This is a genomic window from Limnohabitans sp. Hippo4 (genome assembly GCF_003063605.1).
Lineage (GTDB): Bacteria > Pseudomonadota > Gammaproteobacteria > Burkholderiales > Burkholderiaceae_C > Limnohabitans_A.
In genome coordinates, this window is record NZ_NESE01000006.1 from 58,438 (window position 1) to 77,258 (window position 18,821).

An 18,821-nucleotide genomic window follows, 5' to 3' on the forward strand; every position below is an offset into this window, starting at 1 on the left:
TCATGAACTTTTCCAAAATTTTGATCCCCATTGGGGTTGTCCTGTTTGTTGCGGGCGCATGGCATCAGTACCAATGGCAAGGCGTCGCCATTGCCACGGGCGCCGTGGTGATGTGGATCTTGTTGCATTTCACGCGCATGGTGACCGTGCTCAGCCGCGCCGCCAATCGCCCTGTGGGTCATGTTGGTAGCGCCGTCATGCTCAACGTCAAGCTCCAAAAAGGCGTCAACTTGATGCACGTCATTGCCCTGACCAAGTCTTTGGGCGAGCGGCTGTCAGAACCCAACGCCCAGCCCGAAATTTTCAAATGGACCGATTCCGGCGACTCTTATGTCATCTGCACCTTTCAGGGAGGCAAGTTAATGTCCTGGGAGATGACCCGGCCCGCCGAAGAAACGGATGGGCACACGGCAGACCCCACGTCAGAACCCATAGCAGCCGCAACACGCGAAACCCAAGCAACAAGCTAATCAGCGCAGCAAGTCAAAATGACCGCATAAGCCTCGTAAAATGAGGCTTTTGCGAACCTGGCAACAAAGGACAAACAATGAGCACCGCAACCCCCTCAATGGAAGACCGTGACGGCAAAATCTGGATGGACGGCAAGATGGTCGAGTGGCGCGACGCCAAGATCCACGTTTTGACCCACACGCTGCACTACGGCTGCGGTGCCTTCGAAGGCGTTCGCGCCTACAAAACAGTCAATGGCACGGCCATTTTCCGTTTGCAAGAGCATACCGACCGCCTCTTCAACAGCGCCAAAATTTTGCGCATGAAGTTGCCCTTCACCAAAGAAGAAGTGAATGAAGCCCAAAAAGCAGTGGTTCGCGAGAACCATTTGGAAAGCGGCTACATCCGTCCTTTGACGTGGATCGGTTCTCAAAAATTGGGCGTCAGCCCCAAAGGCAACACCATTCACCTGATGGTCGCTGCATGGACTTGGGGTGCTTACCTCGGTGAAGACGGCATGAAGCGCGGCATTCGCGTGAAGACCTCCAGCTTCACACGCCACCACGTGAACATCACCATGACGCAGGCCAAAGCGGTCAGCAACTACACCAACTCCATCTTGGCCAACATGGAAGCCACCGACGAGGGTTACGACGAAGCCTTGTTGCTCGACACTTCCGGATTTGTGTCAGAAGGTGCTGGCGAAAACATTTTTGTGATCAAAGACGGCGTGATCTACACCCCCGATTTGTCTGCCGGCGCATTGAACGGTATCACACGCAACACCGTGTTCCACATCGCCAAAGATTTGGGCCTCGAGATTGTGCAAAAGCGCATCACACGCGACGAGATCTACATTTGCGACGAAGCGTTCTTCACGGGTACCGCCGCTGAAGTCACGCCCATTCGCGAACTCGACCGCATTGAAATTGGTGCTGGCAGCCGCGGCCCCATCACTGAAAAAATTCAAACAGCGTTCTTTGACATCGTGAATGGCAAGAACCCCAAATACGCACACTGGTTGACTGCGGTTTAATTCTCAAAAAGAAACAGATCATGAGCCAAGCTGTTGAACTTCTGGCCAAAGACTTGAACCCACAAGGCGGTGTCTTTTGCCCCAGCCCCAAAGCTGACATGAAAATTTGGAACACCCATCCCAAGGTTTACTTAGACGTGGCCCGCGAAGGCCATGCCAAGTGCCCCTATTGCGGTACGGTGTACCAACTCAAAGCAGGCGAAACAGTCGGCCACGGCCACTGATCTTCGTCTGGTGACCATGGCGGTGCCTACGCTGACCATTGCGGTCCTGACCAAAAACGAGGCGCACCGCATCGAAGCCTGTTTGGCCAGCGCTGCGTTTGCGGACCAAGTGCTGGTGGTTGACAGTGGCAGCACCGACAACACGGTGGCCTTGTCCCGCCAAGCGGGTGCCGAAGTCTTTGAATACCCCGATTGGCAAGGCTTCGCAGTTCAGCGCAATCGCCTCATTGCACATGCCAAGTGCGATTACATTTTTTTCTTGGACGCCGACGAACTCATCACGCCGGCCTTCCAAAAAGAACTCCAAGCCATCGTGCAATCCAACGCACAAGCCGTCTGGCAAATTCAATGGCGCATGGTGGCCTACGGGCATGAGTTGACATATTACATTTCGCGCTCCAAAGTCGAGCGCTTGTTCCGACGCGACATGCTCAAGGAATATGTCGGCGCAGTGCACGAGCAAGCCATCTTGCACAACGAAAACCCTGCAAACCCAGTGCCCCGCAAGGTGATTTCAGCCAAGCTGCTGCATCACTCGCGCGAAACCGTTCGTGGCAGTTTGGAAAAACTCACGCAGTACGTCATGCTGGGCGCCAGCAAACGTGCACAAGCAGGCAAGCGCGGCGGCGTGGTGCGCGGTCTGGCTTCTGGCCTGTCGATGTTTGTTCGCTTGTATGTTTTCCGCTTGGGATTTTTGTGCGGCGGCGCTGGCTTTTTGTATTGTTTGTTCGTAGCCTTGGAAGCATTCTTTCGCTACGCAGCCTTGCACTACGACAAAGACCATCTCACCAACAACGTGGGCCGCGCTTAAGTCAGCACAATCTTGAGCGTTTGAATGGGTGTTTCAAGCTGCACGAATGCAAGCTTTCAAAGCTTGGGCAAACGCACCACAAAACTAGCCCCGCCTCCTGCGCGGTCTTCACAGGTCACCTGACCATGGTGACGCTCTGCAATTGACTTCACCAAAGACAAGCCCAAGCCCACACTGCCGGCTTTTTCGCTGGCGCCAGGCAGGCGAAAGAAGGGCTCAAAAATTTTCTGGCGAAAGGCAAGTGGTACACCTGGCCCCCGATCGCTCACCGTCAAGACCACTTCGTGGTCGGTCACAGCAGCCATCACGTGCACATCTTCAGGGCCGTTGATGGCGCCGTAGCGGCCGGCGTTCTCGAGCAAATTGCGAATCAGGCGTCGCATCAACTTCACCACCCCGTGCATCTCGAGGGACTGCACACCCGTTTGAACCTCCAACACCGCGCCCACGCGCGCGCACTCTTCTGCACACAAGCCCATCAAATCCACTGCTTCAACGGTGCCTAAATCGGCTTCTTGCGCATCCAAACGACTGGCCAACAATATCTCGTCGATCAACTGATCAAGCTCAGCAATGTTGCGCGCGATTTCTTGTTTGGCGACGTTGCTGTTGTCGGCGCTCAAGAACTCCAAGCCCATGCGGATGCGCGTCAACGGCGAGCGAAGTTCATGCGAAGCGTTGGCCAACAAAGATTTTTGGGAGTTCAACAAACTTTGCTGCGAACTCATCAAGTGCTGAATGCGTTCGGCTGCTGCATTGAAACGCTTGGACAAATCGGCCACTTCGTCTTGACCTTGCTCTGGCATGCGCACCGTCAAGTCGCCCTCACCCCAGCGCTGTACACCCTGCTGCAATGACTCCAAACGTTGCGTCAACTTGCGCACAATGGGGTACACGCCAATGGCCACAGCCAAACCGACCAACACCAACATCCAGACAAAACCATAAGGCGGCCGCGCCCACCAAGGCGACAGATCACGAGGGCCGTTGCCCATGCCGCGATTGAACCCACCCGGCCCCATGCCCATGGCCCCGCCACCGTCTGCACCGAGGCCTGGCGCTTGACCCGCAGCAGGCGGGCGACGTGGCAGCAACAAATTCAAGGTTTGGCCATCGGGCAAGGTCACCTCAAAATTCACACCCACGCCACGTTGCAATTGGCCAGGCACGGCCGTGATCAATTCGCCTTTGTCATTGCGCACTTGCAACTCGCGAACACCTTGCGGTCCATTGTGGGCCACGTGCTCAACCGACAGACTCCAGGCCCAACCCACCACCAACATCAACACGGCCACACCCAGCACCACGGCCAACCAAATCCGCAAGTACAAATGTTTTGAGATGGAAGCGATCCAATTCATGCGCGGCTTATTTTTGTTGTTTGGCAAAAACATAGCCCACGCCGCGCACCGTCAAAATTCGCTCGGGAACTTTGTGATCTTTTTCGATGGCCATGCGGATGCGGCCCATGTGAACATCAATCGAGCGGTCAAAGGCTTCTAGCTCACGGCCCCGCACTGCTTCCATGATTTGATCGCGGGTGAGCACGCGTCCGGCGCGCTCCGCCATGGCCACCAACAAATCGAATTGATACGAAGTGAGGTCGCACGCTTGCCCGTTGACGCTGACTGTGCGCGCATCGCGGTCAATTTCCAAGCTGCCAAATTGCATGCGCGTGTGGCTGCCAGATCCCGCATCGGTTTTGCGGCGCAAGATGGCGCGAATGCGCGCCAAGAGTTCTCGGGGCTCAAAGGGTTTGGGCAAGTAATCGTCGGCACCCAGTTCCAAGCCAATGATGCGGTCCATGGGATCGCCTTTGGCGGTGAGCATGAGCACAGGTGTTTGCGCATGCGCGCCACTGAGGCCGCGAATTTTTTGACACACTTGCAAGCCATCCATGTCGGGCAGCATCAGGTCCAAAATGACCAAATCAGGGGACGTCTTTTGCACTGCCGCCAAGCCATGGGTGCCGTCTGCTGCATGTGCAAAACCAAAACCTGACTGACGCAGGTAATCTCCCACCATCTTGGCCAAGCGTTCATCGTCTTCAATCATCAACAGTTGCGGCGTCATACTTTCAGTCAAGCTTGCTTACACCACCATGATGCACCTGCCAAAGCGCAATTGCGTCGGCATCTGTTGAATGCCTCGTAAAGTTAGGTAAATCAGTCTTGGGCGCTGGGCTGATAGTGCCACGCCAAGCCCACCAGAACCAATACCGGCAAACCCAACCAAGCGGTGGCTGTAAAGAAATCTGCATAGCCATGCGCATTCACATAATCGCCCGAAAAGCCAGCAATGAATTTGGGCAAGAGCAACATCATGGAACTGAGCAAGGCGTATTGCGTGGCCGAATATTGCACGTTCGTCAGTGAAGACAAGTACGCAATGAATGCAGCAGAGGCAATGCCGCTGGCCAAATTGTCTGCGGACACGACGGCAATCAAGGCGTTCACATCATGGCCGTAGCCACTGAGCCATGCAAACAACAAGTTGCTTAGCGCACTCAGCACCGCACCCAACATCAAGATGCGCATCACACCCCAGCGCAGTGCCATCACGCCGCCAATGAAGGCACCCAACAAAGTCATGAGCACGCCATAGACTTTGGTCACGGTGGCCACTTCGGCTTTGGTGTAACCCATGTCCACATAAAAAGGATTCGCCATGATGCCCATCACCACGTCACTGATGCGGTAGACCGCAATCAAACTCAAAATCAACACTGCCTGCCATTTGTAGCGTTTCAGAAAGTCTGCAAAGGGTGCAATCAAAGCGCCCTGCAACCATTCTTTGACATTTCTAGCGGGTGGCAATTCTGCAGGGACAGGCTCCTTGGACATCAACACCGTGATGCATCCCACCGACATGCTGGCCGCCATGACCAAATAGGCCGCTTGCCAAGCAGCATGCACATAGCCTGTTGCATTGTCGCCTTGCACCCAAGCCGCCACCCACAGCACACCGGCGCCCGCCCAGATCATGGCCAAGCGATAGCCTGTTTGGTAACTGGCTGCCAATGCGGCTTGCTGCGTTGGGTCCGCGGACTCAATGCGAAATGCATCCAAGGCAATGTCTTGCGTGGCAGAACCGAAAGCCACCAACAAAGCACACCACACCACAGGACCCAAAGTTTGCGAAGGGTCGCTGATGGCCATGCCGACCAAGCCGACCATCACCATGCTTTGTGACAACAACAACCAACTGCGGCGACGCCCGAGGCGATGTGTGAAAAATGGAATGGGCAAACGATCAACCAGCGGCGCCCAAACCCACTTGAAGCCATAGGCGAGACCCACCCAACTCAAATAACCAATGGTGCTTCGATCAATGCCCGCTTCGCGCAGTCTGAAACTCAAGGTACCCAAGACCAAGAGCAAGGGCAAACCGGCTGCAAAACCCAACAGCAGCATGCGCAAGCTGGCAGGTTGTAAATAAATGCGCCAAGAGGCAAGCCAAGAAAAGGAAGCAGTGGGTGTCTTTTCGGTCATGCCCTCATTATCCAAGCCTGCGCAAGGATTTCTCAAAAAAAGCGCCTTGAATTCTTGGCTTGCGGCACTATGATTGAAAAATGTGCTGGCGTTGTTTTTCTACCTTAAAAATTTCGCATCCTGAAGCGCCTTTAGAGGCCTTGCCAGGCGCTTCGTCACGCCGTGGTTTTTTAAACCACTGGGGTGCAGGCTTGGGATTGGCCGCATTGGTTCATGCCGATGCGCAAGCACAGGTGGATGTGGGGCAGTCCTCCAGCATGCGCAAGTTGATTCCCGCCGAATCACTTGAGCAATCTGCCCGGCAGCAATACCGCCAAACCCTGAGCGAGGCCAACAGCAAAGGCGCCTTGGCGCCAGATGACTACCCTCAACTCAAACGCTTGCGTGCCATTGCCAATCGACTGATTCCTTTCACCTCACAGTGGAACCCCGATGCCCGCAAATGGAAATGGGAAGTCAACTTGATTGGCAGCAAACAACTCAATGCATGGTGCATGCCTGGCGGCAAAATTGCCTTTTACACAGGCATCTTGGACCAACTGCAATTGAACGACGATGAAGTGGCCATGATCATGGGCCACGAAATGGCACATGCCTTGCGCGAACACGCACGTGAGCGCTTGGCCAAATCCAAAGCCACCAGCATGGGTTTGTCGGTAGCCTCGCAATTGTTGGGCTTAGGTCAACTGGGGGATGTGGCCGCCAACGTCGGCACGCAATTGCTCACCCTGAAATACAGCCGCGACGATGAAACAGAAGCCGACTTGGTCGGTTTGGAAATAGCCGCACGCGGTGGCTTCAAGCCCGAAGCCAGTGTGCAGCTTTGGAAAAAAATGTTGGGCGCCACTGGCGGCGGCAAAGGTCAACCCAGTTTCTTGTCAACGCACCCCAGCGGCAACAATCGCATTCAAGAGTTAGAGGCCAATTTGCCCAAGGTGGCGCACTTGTATGAACAGGCTCGCCAAAATCCGGCGGGTACTCAGCTCAACTGACAGCGGCTGTCTCAGGTGCCGCCCACATAAGGGTTGCTGGCGCGTTCTCGGCCAAAGGTACTTTCGGGGCCGTGACCCGGAATGAACACCGTGTCGTCGCCCATGGGCCACAAGCGCTCTGTGATGCTGGCAATCAAGGTGTCATGATCGCCCTGCGGAAAATCAGTACGGCCAATGCTGCCCGCAAACAACACATCACCCACGAAGGCACGCTTGATGTCGGGCGAGTAAAACACGACATGACCGGGTGTGTGGCCAGGACAGTGACGCACGTTCAAGGTGTAGGCGCCCAACTGAACGGTGTCGCCATCTTGCAGCCAACGTGTGGGGGTGAACACTTCAGCATCTGGGAACTGAAACATCCGGCCTTGGTCTGACAAACGGTCAATCCAAAACTGGTCACCCGGATGGGGGCCCACGATGGGCAAGTTCAAATTGCGCGCCAATACCGCTGTGCCGCCCGCATGATCAATGTGCGCATGCGTCAGCCAAATTTGCTCTAACTTGAGTTGCTGCTTGGCCACTTCGGCCAAGATCAAATCCAAATCACCGCCTGGATCAATCACAGCCGCTTGACGTGTTTGGTCATCCCAAATCAAAGAACAGTTTTGCTGAAAAGGCGTGACAGGAACGGTTTGGTACTGAAGCATGGTGAAATTTCAATCGGTTTCAAGTCGGTTATTTTGCAAGTCAATGCAAACACCAAAACATCTCAAATGCGTATTGTGAGGGTTCTTTCTTTCAAGGACCCATGCACACCCCACTTTTTCGCCGCCAAGTCACCCAAGCCAAGCAAGCTTCTTGGCTAGGCGGCATTCACTTGGCGCACCATCCGCGTTTTAGCCTGATCGCAGGTGTCGCTCTGGCCCTTGCAGGTGCCCTGGTGGCATTTGGCGCTTGGGGCAAAGTTGCACGCAAAGTGCGTGTGCCGGGCATCCTCATGGCACAAATGGGCACGCTCGAATTGAGCGCTCCCACCGCGGGGGTTTTGCTGTCGCAAACAGTGCAAGAAGGCGAGTGGGTTCAACAAGGCCAAACGCTGTTTGTCATCAACACCGACAAAGCCACACCCGAGGGCAGCGCCTCCACATTGCTGGCCTCTCATTTGGCACAGCGCCGCACCACCTTGCTGTCAGAGCGCGCCTCTCGCCAGTCTCAGCACGCACAGCGCCTCTTGCACATGACCGAGCGCGTTCGCTCCTTGTCACTCGAGTCCGAGCAAGCCACCCAAGAGCAAGCCCTTGCCAAACGCCGAGTCGAGTTAGCGCACAAAACATGGCGCCGCTTTGAACAAATGGCCCACGAGGGTTTTGTTTCCGACATCCAGGCGCAGAACAAACAAGAAGAACTCATCGACCTGCAATCCCGCTTAGAAAATACACAGCGCAATGGCACAGCACTCACGCGTGAGCACCGCGCTGCTCAAGCCGAATTGAACAGCCTGCAAAAACAAGGGGCCATCGACCTGCTCCAAGTCGATCGCAGCCTGGCCAGCCTCGATCAAGAAACGGCCGAAAATCAATTGCGCAAAACCAGCAGCGTGTTGGCGCCAAAAGCGGGGCAAATCAGCACGCTCCATTTGCCCTTGGGCGCAGTGATTCAAGCGGGTCAAACCATCGCCAGCATGGTGCCCCAAACGGAACCCCAAACCCCACAACTTCAAGCCCATGCGCCACTGATCGCAGCGCTGTTTGCACCCACGCGCACAGCCGGCTTCATTCAGCCTGGGCAAGAAGTTTGGTTGCGACTTGCCGCCTATCCGTATCAAAAATTTGGCTTGGCCAAAGGCCGTGTGGTCAAAATCAGCGGCACGCCCATCGCCCCCCAAGACTTGCCGCATGGCCAAGGCAATGCACTGCTGGCTTCTACCCAAAGCAATGAACCGCTCTACCGAATTCAAGTGGCCTTGGCATCACAGCATGTTGTGGCGTTTGGCGAACAACACTTGCTTCGACCCGGCATGACCCTCGAAGCCGATGTCATTCACGACGTTCGAGGCATTTGGGAATGGATTTTCGAGCCACTTCTGGCCATTCACGCACGGCAACAAACATCATGAACATCGTTCAAAAAATCAGGGCTTCGCATCTCAATCGACATGGCTTTATAGATGCCCTAGTTTGTATTGTTGTGTTTCAAGCCATCAACGTTTCATTGATCGTATTGTTTTGCAATCTAGATGAAGGGCCAAGCGATGATGAGTCAAGGTCAATTTGGGTGATTGCGTTTTTCATGTTGATCATGGCGCCACTCCTTGAAAATTTGTTATTGATTGGCTTCGCTGCAGTCCACGAAAAGATTTTCAGTCGAACTTTGTTGTTTGTAGTGTCACCTTTGGTGATGGCAGCGCTTCATTTCAGAACGCCACAAAACCTACCATTTCCAAGTTTCATTCGATTGACTGAACTCTTTTTCTTCTTCTATATATTTTTAAAGCAATACGATTTGCACAAATTTGAAATAGGCAAGCGTAAAGCGTTTCTTTTGTCCAGCGCTCTTCACTTCGCATCCAACGCCACTGTGCTTCTTGTCTTGTGCTTGTTTGATTTTTATATCGACGCTGAAACGATTTTTTCAGCACAACCAGGAGAATGAAATGAGAAATTTAAATTTGAATGAATTAGAAGAAGTTGAAGGGGGTGGTATTAGCTTTCAGTGGGCAATCAGACTTGGTGGAATCATTGCAGATGGGATTACGCTTTTCGAAGCTGGCTCCAAAATTGAGCTCGAACCTTCAAGCTACGGCTCAGTAGATGCAGGCGGATACAACCCCATGGGCGACTACACCAACGGCATTTGCCTCCGATAAGCTTGGCATGCAGTGCCTGCGTAACTTCCTTATGCAGGCACTCGTTCTTCATCACAAAGCAGCTTTCACTTGAATCCGGTTCTGCAACTGCAAAACGCCGAATGCGGCTTGGCTTGCTTGTGCATGATTGCCAATGCACACGGACAGCATTGGCGACTCATGGATTTGCGGCACAAGTTTCCTCAGACCCTGAAGGGCGCCAATCTCAAACAACTCATCGACCAAAGTCAAGTCTTGGGTTTCAACGCCAGACCTGTTCGTTTAGAGTTAGAGGAGCTTCACCAACTGGCCACGCCTTGCATCTTGCATTGGGACCTGAACCACTTCGTGGTTTTGCAAAAAATCAAGGGGCAGCAAGTCACCTTGCTCGACCCAGCACTTGGTCTGCGAAACATCAGCTTGGCAACAGCCTCGCAACACTTCACGGGTGTTGCGCTAGAACTTACGCCGCAGGCGCAATTCAAAACAAAGCCTGTTGCCAAATCGTTTCCTTTTTCGCAACTGACTGGCACCATCCGAGGATTTGGCAAGTCAGCTGCGCAAATACTGGCATTGGCATTTGTTCTTGAACTCTTCGCCATCTTCATGCCCCTGTTCAACCAAGCGGTGGTCGACGATGTCTTGACATCTGGCGACCACGAATTGCTGTCGGTTTTGGTGGCAGGCTTTGCACTCATTCTTCTGATTCAATCGGCGCTTTCTTTGGCGCGAAGCTGGTGGGTCATGGTGCTCAGCCAAACCGTGTCCATTCAGTGGCTGAGCAATGTGTTTGCGCATTTGCTCAAGTTGCCAGCCGATTGGTTTGCGCAGCGCCATCTGGGTGATATTGCTTCCCGCTTTGGCGCTGTGCACGACATTCAAAGAACACTGACCCAAACCACGCTCGAGTCTTTGCTCGACGGCTTGATGGCCATTGCGGCCTTGGTCATGATGTTCATTTATTCACCTACGCTCACTTGGGTGGTGCTGGCAGCCTCCGCCTTGTACGCCATCGTCCGCTGGATCAGTTACGCCCCCTTCCGACATGCTGCGTCCGAACGTTTGGTCTTGGCAGGTCAAGAGCAAAGTCACTTCGTCGAAACACTGCGGGCCATGACACCCCTCAAATTGTTTGCGCGTGAAAACGAGCGTCGAACGCGTTGGCAAAGTCTGATGGTGGAAGTCATGAACCGTGATTTTCAGACAGCCAAACTCAACATGGGCTTCAACGCCGCCCGCACGCTTATTTTTGGCTTAGAGAATTTGTGCGTGTTTTGGTTAGGCGCCAAAATCATTCTGGCCTCACAAGCACAGATCTCTGGCACTCCGGCATTGACGGTTGGCATGCTGTTGGCGTTCATCAGTTACAAAATGCAATTCACTGGACGCGTCAGCGCCCTCATCAACCAAGGTATCGAACTCAAGATGCTCAACTTGCATCGCGACCGATTGGCCGACATTGTGCTGACACCCCCCGAACAAGACACACCAAAGGGCAACTTGCCTGTCAACGATTTGGCCCATCTGCCAGCCAGCCTTGAACTTCGCAATGTTTCGTTTCGTTACACCGACACCGAGCCCTGGCTCTTTCGGAATCTCAACCTGTGCATTCAAGCTGGCGAGCATGTGGCCATCACAGGCGCCAGTGGTTGCGGCAAAACCAGCTTGCTCAAGATCATGTTGGGACTTGTCGCACCCACCCACGGCATTGTTTTGTATGGTGGCGTGCCCGTTCAGCAATTGGGCTTGTCCAATGTGCGCCGCAAAATCGGCGTGGTCATGCAAGAAGATGCACTGCTGACCGGCAGCATTGCCGACAACATTGCTTTCTTTGATCAAGCGCCGCATCAACCCACCATTGAACGCTGTGCGCAATTGGCAGAAATTCACCAAGACATCATGCGCATGCCGATGGCTTATCACACCCACATTGGGGAGTTAGGCTCGGGCTTGAGCGGTGGGCAAAAGCAGCGGCTCTTGCTGGCGCGCGCGCTTTATGGACAGCCCACCGTATTGGCTTTGGACGAAGCCACCAGCCATTTGGACATGCACAACGAACAAGCGGTTTCACAAACGCTGTCGCAACTGCAACTCACGCGCATTGTCATCGCCCATCGGCCCGAGACCATTGCCCGCGCAGACCGACAAATCGACTTCAGCGACTTTAGCGACTTGAACGAATGAAGCGTAAGATCCACCAAACCAGCCACACTCCGTGGCTGTCCGATTGTCTATGTGACACACAACTCTTCGATGTCTGCTGATGCAGGCGCAATAGACTCGCTGCCAATCGTTAGCGCACCCGGCTATCTGACCAAGCAAGAGTCCATCGCCGTGCACGGCGTACCCAACTTGCTCGTTCGCTCCTTGTTGGACAAGCAACAGTTTTACGACCCTGAAGACGCTGCACTGGCACTTGGCATCTCCTCTGCGTTTTGGTCTTTGTTTGGTTTGCTGTGGCCATCCGGTTCGCGCTTGGCCGAACGCTTGGCCCTTCGACCTGTCAGCACCCATGAACGAATCTTAGAAATTGGTTGTGGTTTGGCTTTGTCCAGCTTGGTGGGCCATCGCCGCGGCGCCAACATCACCGCTTCCGATTGCCACCCCTTGGCCGGTGAGTTTCTAAGAGAAAACTTGCGACTGAACAAGCTCAGCCCCATGAATTATCAGCATGGCCACTGGGGTCAGCACACTGCACAACACCAAGATCCCACTGTCAACAGCAGGTTCGACTTGATCATTGGCAGCGATATTTTGTACGAACGCGACGAGCAAGGCGACCTGGCGCATTACATCAACGAGCACCTTGAAGACCATGCAGAAGTTTGGGTGGTCGACCCGAATCGAGGCAACCGTGCGCACTTTCACCGAAACATGGCGGCACAAGGCTTTAGCTTGCGTGAAGAAGTCCTCGACATTTCAGCCACCGAAACCGAAGCAGCCTACAAAGGCAGAATGCTCACCTACTTGCGAGACTGAACTTCAGTTTCAAAGCGACCAGTTGTAATCAATGGTCAAAGGCGCGTGATCGCTGAAGCGCGTCTCTTTGTAAATGTGAGCCTTGGTGGCGCCTTCTGCCAACGCGGCCGTAGCCAAGTGGTAATCCAAACGCCAGCCCACATTCTTGGCATACGCTTGCCCACGGTTGCTCCACCAGGTGTAGCACTCGTCAGTGGTTTCGGGGTGCAAGCGTCGGTACACATCCACCAACGGACCTTCAGAGGTCATGTGCGTCATCCACGCGCGCTCTTCTGGCAAAAAGCCGCTGTTCTTTTGGTTGCTTTTCCAATTCTTCAAATCGGCTTGTTGATGCGCAATGTTCACATCACTGCACACAATGAATTCACGCTGCGCGCCCAAAGCCTTGAGGTGCGGCCCCATGTGGTCCAAGAAACGAAACTTGGCTTCTTGCCGCTCAGGGCCCGATGAGCCACTGGGGAAATAAGCGCTGACGATCGACATCTTGCGCTTGGGCGTGTCAAAGCGCAACTCCACAAAACGGCCTTCTGCATCAAACTCCTCACAACCCATGCCCACCACCACCTCGCTGGGCTCGTGTTTGCTGTAAACCGCTACGCCCGAGTAACCCTTTTTCTCAGCGAAGTGAAAATGTCCCTTCAGCCCAGCCAAGCTCTCAAATTTGCCCGCCACATCGGGCGCTTGTGCTTTAACCTCTTGCACGCAAATACAATCGGGATTGTTTTGAGCAATCCACGCCTCCACCCCTTTGGTGGCCGCAGAACGGATGCCGTTCAAGTTCAAGCTGGTTAATTTAAACAAGGATTCCCCCATGGTGACTGGACACACACCCCAAACCGACACAGCGGCCTTGGCGCAAGAGTTTGTTCAATTTTCCGTCGATGCTGGCGTGCTGAGGTTTGGTGAGTTCAAAACCAAAGCCGGTCGCATGAGCCCTTATTTCTTCAACGCAGGCTTGTTTGACGATGGCGCCAAACTCGGAAAACTCGCTCAATTCTATGCAAAAGCTTTGGTTGCCAGCGGGATCGAATTCGACATGATTTTTGGACCCGCTTACAAAGGCATTCCTTTGGGTGCGGCTGTGTCGATTGAATTGGCGCGCTTGGGCAAAAACGTGCCTTTTGCGTACAACCGCAAAGAAGCCAAAGACCACGGCGAAGGGGGCACCTTGGTGGGCGCTCCCCTCAAAGGACGCGTGTTGATTGTGGACGACGTGATGAGCGCAGGCACTGCGGCGCGCGAGTCGATTGAGCTGATCAAAAAAGCCGGCGCCACAGCCCATGCCATCGCGATTGCTTTGGACCGACAAGAAATGGCCACCGAAGTTCAAGCCGATGGTACGGTGAAAGATGTGCCACACAGCGCCGTGCAATATGTGCGCAACACCTTGGGCATGGATGTGTGCTGCATTGCGCAGTTGTCCGACTTGCTCGCTTATTTGTCGACACAAAGCGGTAACGAGATGGGCCAGCACCTGCCCAAGGTACAAGCCTATCGCGATCGTTACGGCGTTTAACGCTTCAGAAAAGCGCTTCAGCTGAGCTTGAAGCGCAATTCTCCTTAAGCCTGCAGCTTCTTCAACAAAAGCTCATTCACTTGAGCTGGGTTGGCCTTGCCTTTGCTGGCTTTCATGATGGGGCCCACCAAACCATTGAGTGCTTTGCTGTTGCCCGCTCTGAACTCTTCAACATTCTTCGGATTAGCCGCAAGCACTTCGTCAATGATGGCTTCCAAGGCGCCGGTGTCGTTCATCTGCTTCAGGCCTTTGGCCTCGATGATGGCGTCCACTTCGCCGCCCTCAGTCCACAATGCATCAAACACTTGCTTCGCAGCACTGTTGCTGATGGTGCTGTCGGCAATGCGGCCAATCATGGCGGCCAGTTGCGCCGCGCTCACAGGCGCTTGCTCAATGCCCACTTCGCTGGCATTCAAGCGACGTGATACTTCACCCATCACCCAGTTGCTGACCAACTTGGCTTGTCCGCAAGACTTAGCGGCCGCTTCAAAATAAGCGGCCATGGCTTTGCTTTGTGTGAGGGTGGTGGCGTCGTATTCGGGCAAACCGTAGTCGGCCACAAAGCGTGCAGCCATGACGCGGGGCAACTCGGTCATCTCGGATTGAACACGCGCCACCCAATCGCGACCAATCACCAAGGGTGGCAAATCGGGATCGGGGAAATAACGGTAATCGGCCGCATCTTCTTTGGTTCGCATGGCGCGTGTTTCGCCCGTATCCGGATCGAACAGCACCGTGGCTTGTTGAATTTCAAAGCCGTCTTCAATTTGCTCAATTTGCCAGCGCACTTCAAAGTCGATGGCTTGCTGCATGAACTTGAAGCTGTTCAAGTTTTTAATTTCGCGGCGAGTGCCTAAAGGGGCGCCAGGCTTGCGTACGGACACGTTGGCATCGCAACGGAAACTGCCCTCTTGCATGTTGCCATCGCAAATGCCAATCCAGGTCACAATTTTGTGCAACTCTTTGGCATAAGCCACCGCTTCTTCGCTAGAGCAAATGTCGGGCTCGGTCACAATTTCCAAGAGCGGCGTGCCAGCGCGATTCAGGTCAATGCCACTCTGGCCAATGAAGTCTTCGTGCAAAGATTTGCCGGCGTCTTCTTCCAAGTGCGCACGCACTAAGCGAACGGTTTTTTTCTCATCGCCCACAAAGAACGACACTTCACCGCCTTGCACCACCGGGATTTCAAACTGACTGATTTGATAACCCTTGGGCAGATCTGGGTAGAAGTAATTTTTGCGTGCAAAAATACTTTCTTCTGCAATGTGCGATCCAACAGCCAAGCCAAATTCAATGGCACGCGCCACAGCGCCCTTGTTCATGACGGGCAGCGTGCCAGGCAAGGCCAAGTCCACTGCGCAAGCTTGCGTGTTGGGCTCTGCACCAAACGCAATGGGTGCACGGCTGAAAATTTTGCTCTGTGTAGAAAGTTGGGCGTGGGTTTCAAAGCCAATGACCACTTCGTAGCCTTGGACCAACAGCGTTTTTTGTTTCGTGCTCATTTTGCGCCTCCTGGTTGACGGAGGTGAAAGTCAGTGGCCTGCTGCAAACGGTGTGCGGCATTGAGCAACTGTGCTTCTTTGAAATAATTGCCAATCAGCTGCAAGCCAACAGGCATGCCCTCTTCGCCAAATCCTGCTGGCATGCTCATGCCAGGCAAGCCTGCCAGCGATGCTGGCAAGGTAAAGATGTCGGCCAAATAATTGGCGACCGGATCGTCGGCTTTTTCGCCCAACTTCCAAGCCACCGTGGGCGCGACTGGACCGGCAATGACATCGCAAATTTTGAAGGCTTGCTGGAAGTCATCGGAAATCATGCGGCGAATTTTTTGCGCTTGCAAGTAGTAAGCATCGTAGTAACCGTGCGACAACACATAGGCGCCCGTCATGATGCGGCGCTTCACCTCTTCGCCAAAACCTTCAGCGCGTGAGCGCTTGTACATCGACACGAGGTCGGTGTAATCCTTGGTGCGATGGCCAAACTTCACGCCATCGAAACGGCTCAAGTTGCTTGACGCTTCTGCGGGCGCAATGATGTAGTAAACGGGAATGGAAAGCTCTGTGCGCGGCAAGCTGATGGGGACCAACTTGGCGCCCAGCTTTTCGTATTCTTTCAACGCAGCATCGACGGCGGCGCGAACACCCGGCGCCAAACCTTCACCAAAGAATTCTTTGGGAATGCCGATGCGCAAACCATCGATGGAGGCGTTCAAATCGCGCGCAAAGTTTTCTGCAGGCACATCCAGAGATGTGGAGTCGCGGTCTAAGTCGGGGCCGCACATGGCAGACAACATCAATGCGCAGTCTTCTGCGGTGCGAGCCATGGGGCCGGCTTGGTCCAAGCTCGACGCATAGGCAATCATGCCGTAGCGTGACGCGCGGCCGTAAGTGGGCTTGATGCCCGTGATACCGCAAAAGCTGGCGGGTTGGCGAATTGAACCACCCGTGTCGGTGCCGGTTGCAGCCGGCACCAAGCGCGCAGCCACTGCGGCCGCACTACCACCCGAAGAGCCGCCGGGAACACGTGAGATATCCCAAGGATTGGTGACGGATTTGTAAGCGGAGTTCTCATTGGACGAACCCATCGCGAATTCATCGCAATTGAGCTTGCCAACATTCACCATGCCAGCGCCGCCCTCTTGCACGCCCAATTTGCGCACCACAGTAGCGTCAAATGGCGAGCGATAGCCTTCCAACATCTTGGAGCCAGCCGTGGTGGGAAAGTCGGTGGTGACAAAAATGTCTTTGTGCGCCATGGGCACACCGGCCAAGGGGCCAGCTGTACCAGCGGCCAATTGGGCATCTGCCACTTTGGCTTGCGCCAGCGTGGCTTCTGCGTTGAGGCTTAAAAAGGAACCTGAAGTATCGGCTTGGCTGCGCGCCAAAAAGTGCTGCGCAAGCTCGGTGGCGCTGACTTTTTTAGCGCGAAGGTCAGCTGCCAGGGCGGCAACTGTTAAATCATGCAAAGTGGTCATGGCGGTCCCTTACTCAATCACTTTGGGAACCAAAAACAAGCCGCGCTCGACAGCGGGGGCGCTTTGTTGGTTGGCCTCGCGCTGATTGGGCTCGCTGGCCACGTCGTCCCGCAGGCGCAGGGCCACCTCTTGGATGGTGGCAATGGGGTGTGGCAAGGGCTGAACACCGGTGGTGTCGACCGCGCGCATGGCTTCCACAATGGTGAAAAAGCCATTGATTTGGTCCAACATGCGTTGGCCTTCCTCGGGCGGGAGCTCTAACCGGGCCAAATTGGCAATGCGGTCAATATCTTGGGCAGTCAATGACATAAAAATTAACTCTTTACGGGCTCTTTATGGGCGTTGAAGCCCTCAAATTTGGGGCCTCAATTCGCGTTTTTTTTCAAGCGATCGGTTATTATCGTGCGTTCGCTGCAGGCTCTCCAAAAAAGCCTGTTCAAGCCCACAAATTTTTCCCTTTCATGCCCCCCAAACCGCAGTTGACCGCCTCAAAACTGCAGTTGTTTAGGATTTGTTATGTTCAGCTCGTTCCGCCGCTATTTTTCTACCGACTTGGCCATTGACCTGGGTACGGCCAACACCCTCATTTTTGTCCGCGACAAAGGCATCGTTTTGGACGAGCCCTCTGTGGTGGCCATTCGCCACGAAGGCGGCCCCCAAGGCAAGAAGGTCTTGCAAGCGGTCGGCCACGAAGCCAAGTCCATGTTGGGCAAAGTGCCGGGCAACATTGAAGCCATTCGCCCGATGAAGGACGGCGTGATTGCCGACTTCACGGTCACCGAGCAAATGCTCAAGCAGTTCATCCGCATGGTGCACCCCCGCAGCACCTTCCGCCCCAGCCCCCGCATCATCATTTGCGTGCCCTGCGGTTCTACCCAAGTGGAGCGCCGTGCCATTCGCGAATCGGCTTTGGGCGCCGGTGCCTCCGAGGTGTACCTCATTGAAGAACCCATGGCCGCTGCCATTGGCGCGGGCTTGCCTGTGTCTGAAGCCTCTGGCTCTATGGTGGTCGACATCGGCGGTGGCACCACCGAAGTGGGCGTGATTTCTTTGGGCGGCATGGTCTACAAAGGCAGCGTGCGCGTGGGTGGCGACAAGTTTGACGAAGCCATCATCAACTACATCCGCCGCAACTACGGCATGCTGATTGGCGAACCTACCGCTGAAGCCATCAAGAAAAGCATTGGCTCTGCCTTCCCAGGCAGCGAAGTGCGCGAAATGGAAGTCAAAGGCCGCAACCTGTCTGAAGGCGTGCCCCGCAGCTTCACCATCAGCAGCAACGAAATTTTGGAAGCACTCACCGATCCGCTGAACAACATTGTGTCAGCGGTCAAAACAGCGCTCGAGCAAACCCCTCCTGAGTTGGGCGCCGACATTTCTGATCGCGGCATGATGCTCACCGGTGGTGGTGCGTTGCTGCGCGACCTCGATCGCTTGCTGTCCGAAGAAACTGGCTTGCCCGTCTTGGTGGCAGAAGATCCCCTCACTTGCGTGGCCCGCGGTTGCGGCATGGCCCTCGAACGCATGGACCGTCTGGGCAGCATCTTCACCAGTGAATAA

20 protein-coding genes are annotated in these 18,821 nt (G+C 54.5%); 12 read left to right on the top strand and 8 right to left on the bottom strand.

Annotated elements, in window-relative coordinates:
• Positions 1–2: 2 nt before the first annotated feature.
• The 4 genes from B9Z46_RS13650 (at position 3) to B9Z46_RS13665 (ending at position 2,521) form a co-directional block, all read left to right on the top strand.
• Positions 3–470, top strand: coding sequence for a glycerate kinase (locus B9Z46_RS13650; protein WP_233246022.1), 468 nt, complete (start codon positions 3–5; stop codon positions 468–470).
• A gap of 77 nt (positions 471–547) precedes the next feature.
• Entirely contained in the window at positions 548–1,486 is a 939-nt protein-coding gene (locus tag B9Z46_RS13655; RefSeq protein WP_108257163.1) for a branched-chain amino acid transaminase, read from the top strand.
• A gap of 20 nt (positions 1,487–1,506) precedes the next feature.
• Positions 1,507–1,710, top strand: a complete 204-nt coding sequence (locus tag B9Z46_RS13660) for a zinc-finger domain-containing protein (protein ID WP_055359538.1) — start codon at positions 1,507–1,509, stop codon at positions 1,708–1,710.
• A gap of 16 nt (positions 1,711–1,726) precedes the next feature.
• Positions 1,727–2,521 (top strand): glycosyltransferase family 2 protein, encoded by a 795-nt coding sequence (locus tag B9Z46_RS13665; protein ID WP_108257164.1) that lies wholly within the window; start codon positions 1,727–1,729, stop codon positions 2,519–2,521.
• A gap of 56 nt (positions 2,522–2,577) precedes the next feature.
• On the opposite strand, the gene B9Z46_RS13670 is transcribed toward B9Z46_RS13665, so the two are convergent.
• The 3 genes from B9Z46_RS13670 to B9Z46_RS13680 all read right to left on the bottom strand — a co-directional run bounded on the left by B9Z46_RS13670 (position 2,578) and on the right by B9Z46_RS13680 (position 6,012).
• Entirely contained in the window at positions 2,578–3,882 is a 1,305-nt protein-coding gene (locus B9Z46_RS13670; protein WP_108257202.1) for a HAMP domain-containing sensor histidine kinase, read from the bottom strand.
• 7 nt (positions 3,883–3,889) lie between these two features.
• Entirely contained in the window at positions 3,890–4,594 is a 705-nt protein-coding gene (locus tag B9Z46_RS13675; protein ID WP_055359536.1) for a response regulator transcription factor, read from the bottom strand.
• Between the two features lie 92 nt (positions 4,595–4,686).
• Positions 4,687–6,012: an MFS transporter gene (locus B9Z46_RS13680; protein ID WP_108257165.1), complete on the bottom strand. Its 1,326-nt coding sequence runs from the start codon at positions 6,010–6,012 to the stop codon at positions 4,687–4,689.
• Between the two features lie 80 nt (positions 6,013–6,092).
• On the opposite strand from B9Z46_RS13680, the gene B9Z46_RS13685 reads away from it, so the two are divergent.
• The gene (locus tag B9Z46_RS13685) at positions 6,093–7,004 is read left to right on the top strand and encodes a M48 family metallopeptidase (RefSeq protein WP_108257166.1); all 912 of its coding nucleotides are present in this window, start codon (positions 6,093–6,095) and stop codon (positions 7,002–7,004) included.
• Positions 7,005–7,015: 11 nt separating this feature from the next.
• Here B9Z46_RS13685 and B9Z46_RS13690 read toward each other — a convergent pair whose 3' ends face one another.
• Entirely contained in the window at positions 7,016–7,654 is a 639-nt protein-coding gene (locus tag B9Z46_RS13690; protein WP_108257167.1) for an MBL fold metallo-hydrolase, read from the bottom strand.
• Between the two features lie 101 nt (positions 7,655–7,755).
• Between B9Z46_RS13690 and B9Z46_RS13695 the strand changes: the two genes are divergently transcribed.
• The 5 genes from B9Z46_RS13695 to B9Z46_RS13715 all read left to right on the top strand — a co-directional run bounded on the left by B9Z46_RS13695 (position 7,756) and on the right by B9Z46_RS13715 (position 12,771).
• Complete coding sequence (locus B9Z46_RS13695) at positions 7,756–9,063, top strand: HlyD family secretion protein (RefSeq protein ID WP_108257168.1); 1,308 nt, start codon at positions 7,756–7,758, stop codon at positions 9,061–9,063.
• On the top strand, positions 9,060–9,599 hold the full coding sequence (locus B9Z46_RS13700; protein ID WP_108257169.1) for a hypothetical protein: 540 nt from the start codon (positions 9,060–9,062) through the stop codon (positions 9,597–9,599). The genes B9Z46_RS13695 and B9Z46_RS13700 overlap by 4 nt, the downstream gene beginning before the upstream one ends.
• A gap of 1 nt (position 9,600) precedes the next feature.
• Positions 9,601–9,813: a hypothetical protein gene (locus tag B9Z46_RS13705; RefSeq protein ID WP_108257170.1), complete on the top strand. Its 213-nt coding sequence runs from the start codon at positions 9,601–9,603 to the stop codon at positions 9,811–9,813.
• Between the two features lie 69 nt (positions 9,814–9,882).
• Positions 9,883–11,976, top strand: coding sequence for a peptidase domain-containing ABC transporter (locus tag B9Z46_RS13710; RefSeq protein WP_108257171.1), 2,094 nt, complete (start codon positions 9,883–9,885; stop codon positions 11,974–11,976).
• Between the two features lie 69 nt (positions 11,977–12,045).
• Positions 12,046–12,771 carry a methyltransferase gene (locus tag B9Z46_RS13715; protein WP_108257172.1) on the top strand — a complete coding sequence of 242 codons (726 nt, stop codon included), beginning with the start codon at positions 12,046–12,048 and terminating at the stop codon, positions 12,769–12,771.
• 9 nt (positions 12,772–12,780) lie between these two features.
• Here B9Z46_RS13715 and B9Z46_RS13720 read toward each other — a convergent pair whose 3' ends face one another.
• Entirely contained in the window at positions 12,781–13,584 is an 804-nt protein-coding gene (locus tag B9Z46_RS13720; RefSeq protein ID WP_199220615.1) for an exodeoxyribonuclease III, read from the bottom strand.
• Between B9Z46_RS13720 and pyrE the strand changes: the two genes are divergently transcribed.
• A complete protein-coding gene (gene pyrE, locus B9Z46_RS13725; RefSeq protein ID WP_108257173.1) occupies positions 13,583–14,287 on the top strand; it encodes an orotate phosphoribosyltransferase in 705 nt (234 codons plus the stop codon). The genes B9Z46_RS13720 and pyrE overlap by 2 nt on opposite strands.
• Positions 14,288–14,331: 44 nt before the next feature.
• Here pyrE and gatB read toward each other — a convergent pair whose 3' ends face one another.
• The 3 genes from gatB to gatC are packed head-to-tail and all read right to left on the bottom strand — an operon-like array spanning position 14,332 to position 17,570.
• Complete coding sequence (gene gatB, locus B9Z46_RS13730) at positions 14,332–15,789, bottom strand: Asp-tRNA(Asn)/Glu-tRNA(Gln) amidotransferase subunit GatB (RefSeq protein ID WP_108257174.1); 1,458 nt, start codon at positions 15,787–15,789, stop codon at positions 14,332–14,334.
• Entirely contained in the window at positions 15,786–17,261 is a 1,476-nt protein-coding gene (gatA, locus tag B9Z46_RS13735) for an Asp-tRNA(Asn)/Glu-tRNA(Gln) amidotransferase subunit GatA (RefSeq protein ID WP_108257175.1), read from the bottom strand. The genes gatB and gatA overlap by 4 nt, the downstream gene beginning before the upstream one ends.
• A 9-nt stretch (positions 17,262–17,270) precedes the next feature.
• A complete protein-coding gene (gene gatC, locus B9Z46_RS13740) occupies positions 17,271–17,570 on the bottom strand; it encodes an Asp-tRNA(Asn)/Glu-tRNA(Gln) amidotransferase subunit GatC (RefSeq protein ID WP_055359524.1) in 300 nt (99 codons plus the stop codon).
• A 207-nt stretch (positions 17,571–17,777) separates the two neighbouring features.
• Here gatC and B9Z46_RS13745 point away from each other — a divergent pair, with 207 nt between their 5' ends.
• Positions 17,778–18,821, top strand: a complete 1,044-nt coding sequence (locus tag B9Z46_RS13745; protein ID WP_055359523.1) for a rod shape-determining protein — start codon at positions 17,778–17,780, stop codon at positions 18,819–18,821.

Coding starts and splice junctions, on each gene's coding strand:
- B9Z46_RS13700 (WP_108257169.1), top strand. CDS start 9,060: ATGAACATCGTTCAAAAAATCAGGGCTTCGCATCTCAATCGACATGGC.
- B9Z46_RS13705 (WP_108257170.1), top strand. CDS start 9,601: ATGAGAAATTTAAATTTGAATGAATTAGAAGAAGTTGAAGGGGGTGGT.
- gatA (WP_108257175.1), bottom strand. CDS start 17,261: ATGACCACTTTGCATGATTTAACAGTTGCCGCCCTGGCAGCTGACCTT.
- B9Z46_RS13670 (WP_108257202.1), bottom strand. CDS start 3,882: ATGAATTGGATCGCTTCCATCTCAAAACATTTGTACTTGCGGATTTGG.
- pyrE (WP_108257173.1), top strand. CDS start 13,583: ATGGTGACTGGACACACACCCCAAACCGACACAGCGGCCTTGGCGCAA.
- B9Z46_RS13655 (WP_108257163.1), top strand. CDS start 548: ATGAGCACCGCAACCCCCTCAATGGAAGACCGTGACGGCAAAATCTGG.
- B9Z46_RS13690 (WP_108257167.1), bottom strand. CDS start 7,654: ATGCTTCAGTACCAAACCGTTCCTGTCACGCCTTTTCAGCAAAACTGT.
- B9Z46_RS13685 (WP_108257166.1), top strand. CDS start 6,093: ATGTGCTGGCGTTGTTTTTCTACCTTAAAAATTTCGCATCCTGAAGCG.
- B9Z46_RS13720 (WP_199220615.1), bottom strand. CDS start 13,584: ATGGGGGAATCCTTGTTTAAATTAACCAGCTTGAACTTGAACGGCATC.
- B9Z46_RS13680 (WP_108257165.1), bottom strand. CDS start 6,012: ATGACCGAAAAGACACCCACTGCTTCCTTTTCTTGGCTTGCCTCTTGG.
- B9Z46_RS13695 (WP_108257168.1), top strand. CDS start 7,756: ATGCACACCCCACTTTTTCGCCGCCAAGTCACCCAAGCCAAGCAAGCT.
- B9Z46_RS13665 (WP_108257164.1), top strand. CDS start 1,727: ATGGCGGTGCCTACGCTGACCATTGCGGTCCTGACCAAAAACGAGGCG.
- B9Z46_RS13650 (WP_233246022.1), top strand. CDS start 3: ATGAACTTTTCCAAAATTTTGATCCCCATTGGGGTTGTCCTGTTTGTT.
- B9Z46_RS13715 (WP_108257172.1), top strand. CDS start 12,046: ATGTCTGCTGATGCAGGCGCAATAGACTCGCTGCCAATCGTTAGCGCA.
- gatB (WP_108257174.1), bottom strand. CDS start 15,789: ATGAGCACGAAACAAAAAACGCTGTTGGTCCAAGGCTACGAAGTGGTC.
- B9Z46_RS13660 (WP_055359538.1), top strand. CDS start 1,507: ATGAGCCAAGCTGTTGAACTTCTGGCCAAAGACTTGAACCCACAAGGC.
- B9Z46_RS13745 (WP_055359523.1), top strand. CDS start 17,778: ATGTTCAGCTCGTTCCGCCGCTATTTTTCTACCGACTTGGCCATTGAC.
- gatC (WP_055359524.1), bottom strand. CDS start 17,570: ATGTCATTGACTGCCCAAGATATTGACCGCATTGCCAATTTGGCCCGG.
- B9Z46_RS13675 (WP_055359536.1), bottom strand. CDS start 4,594: ATGACGCCGCAACTGTTGATGATTGAAGACGATGAACGCTTGGCCAAG.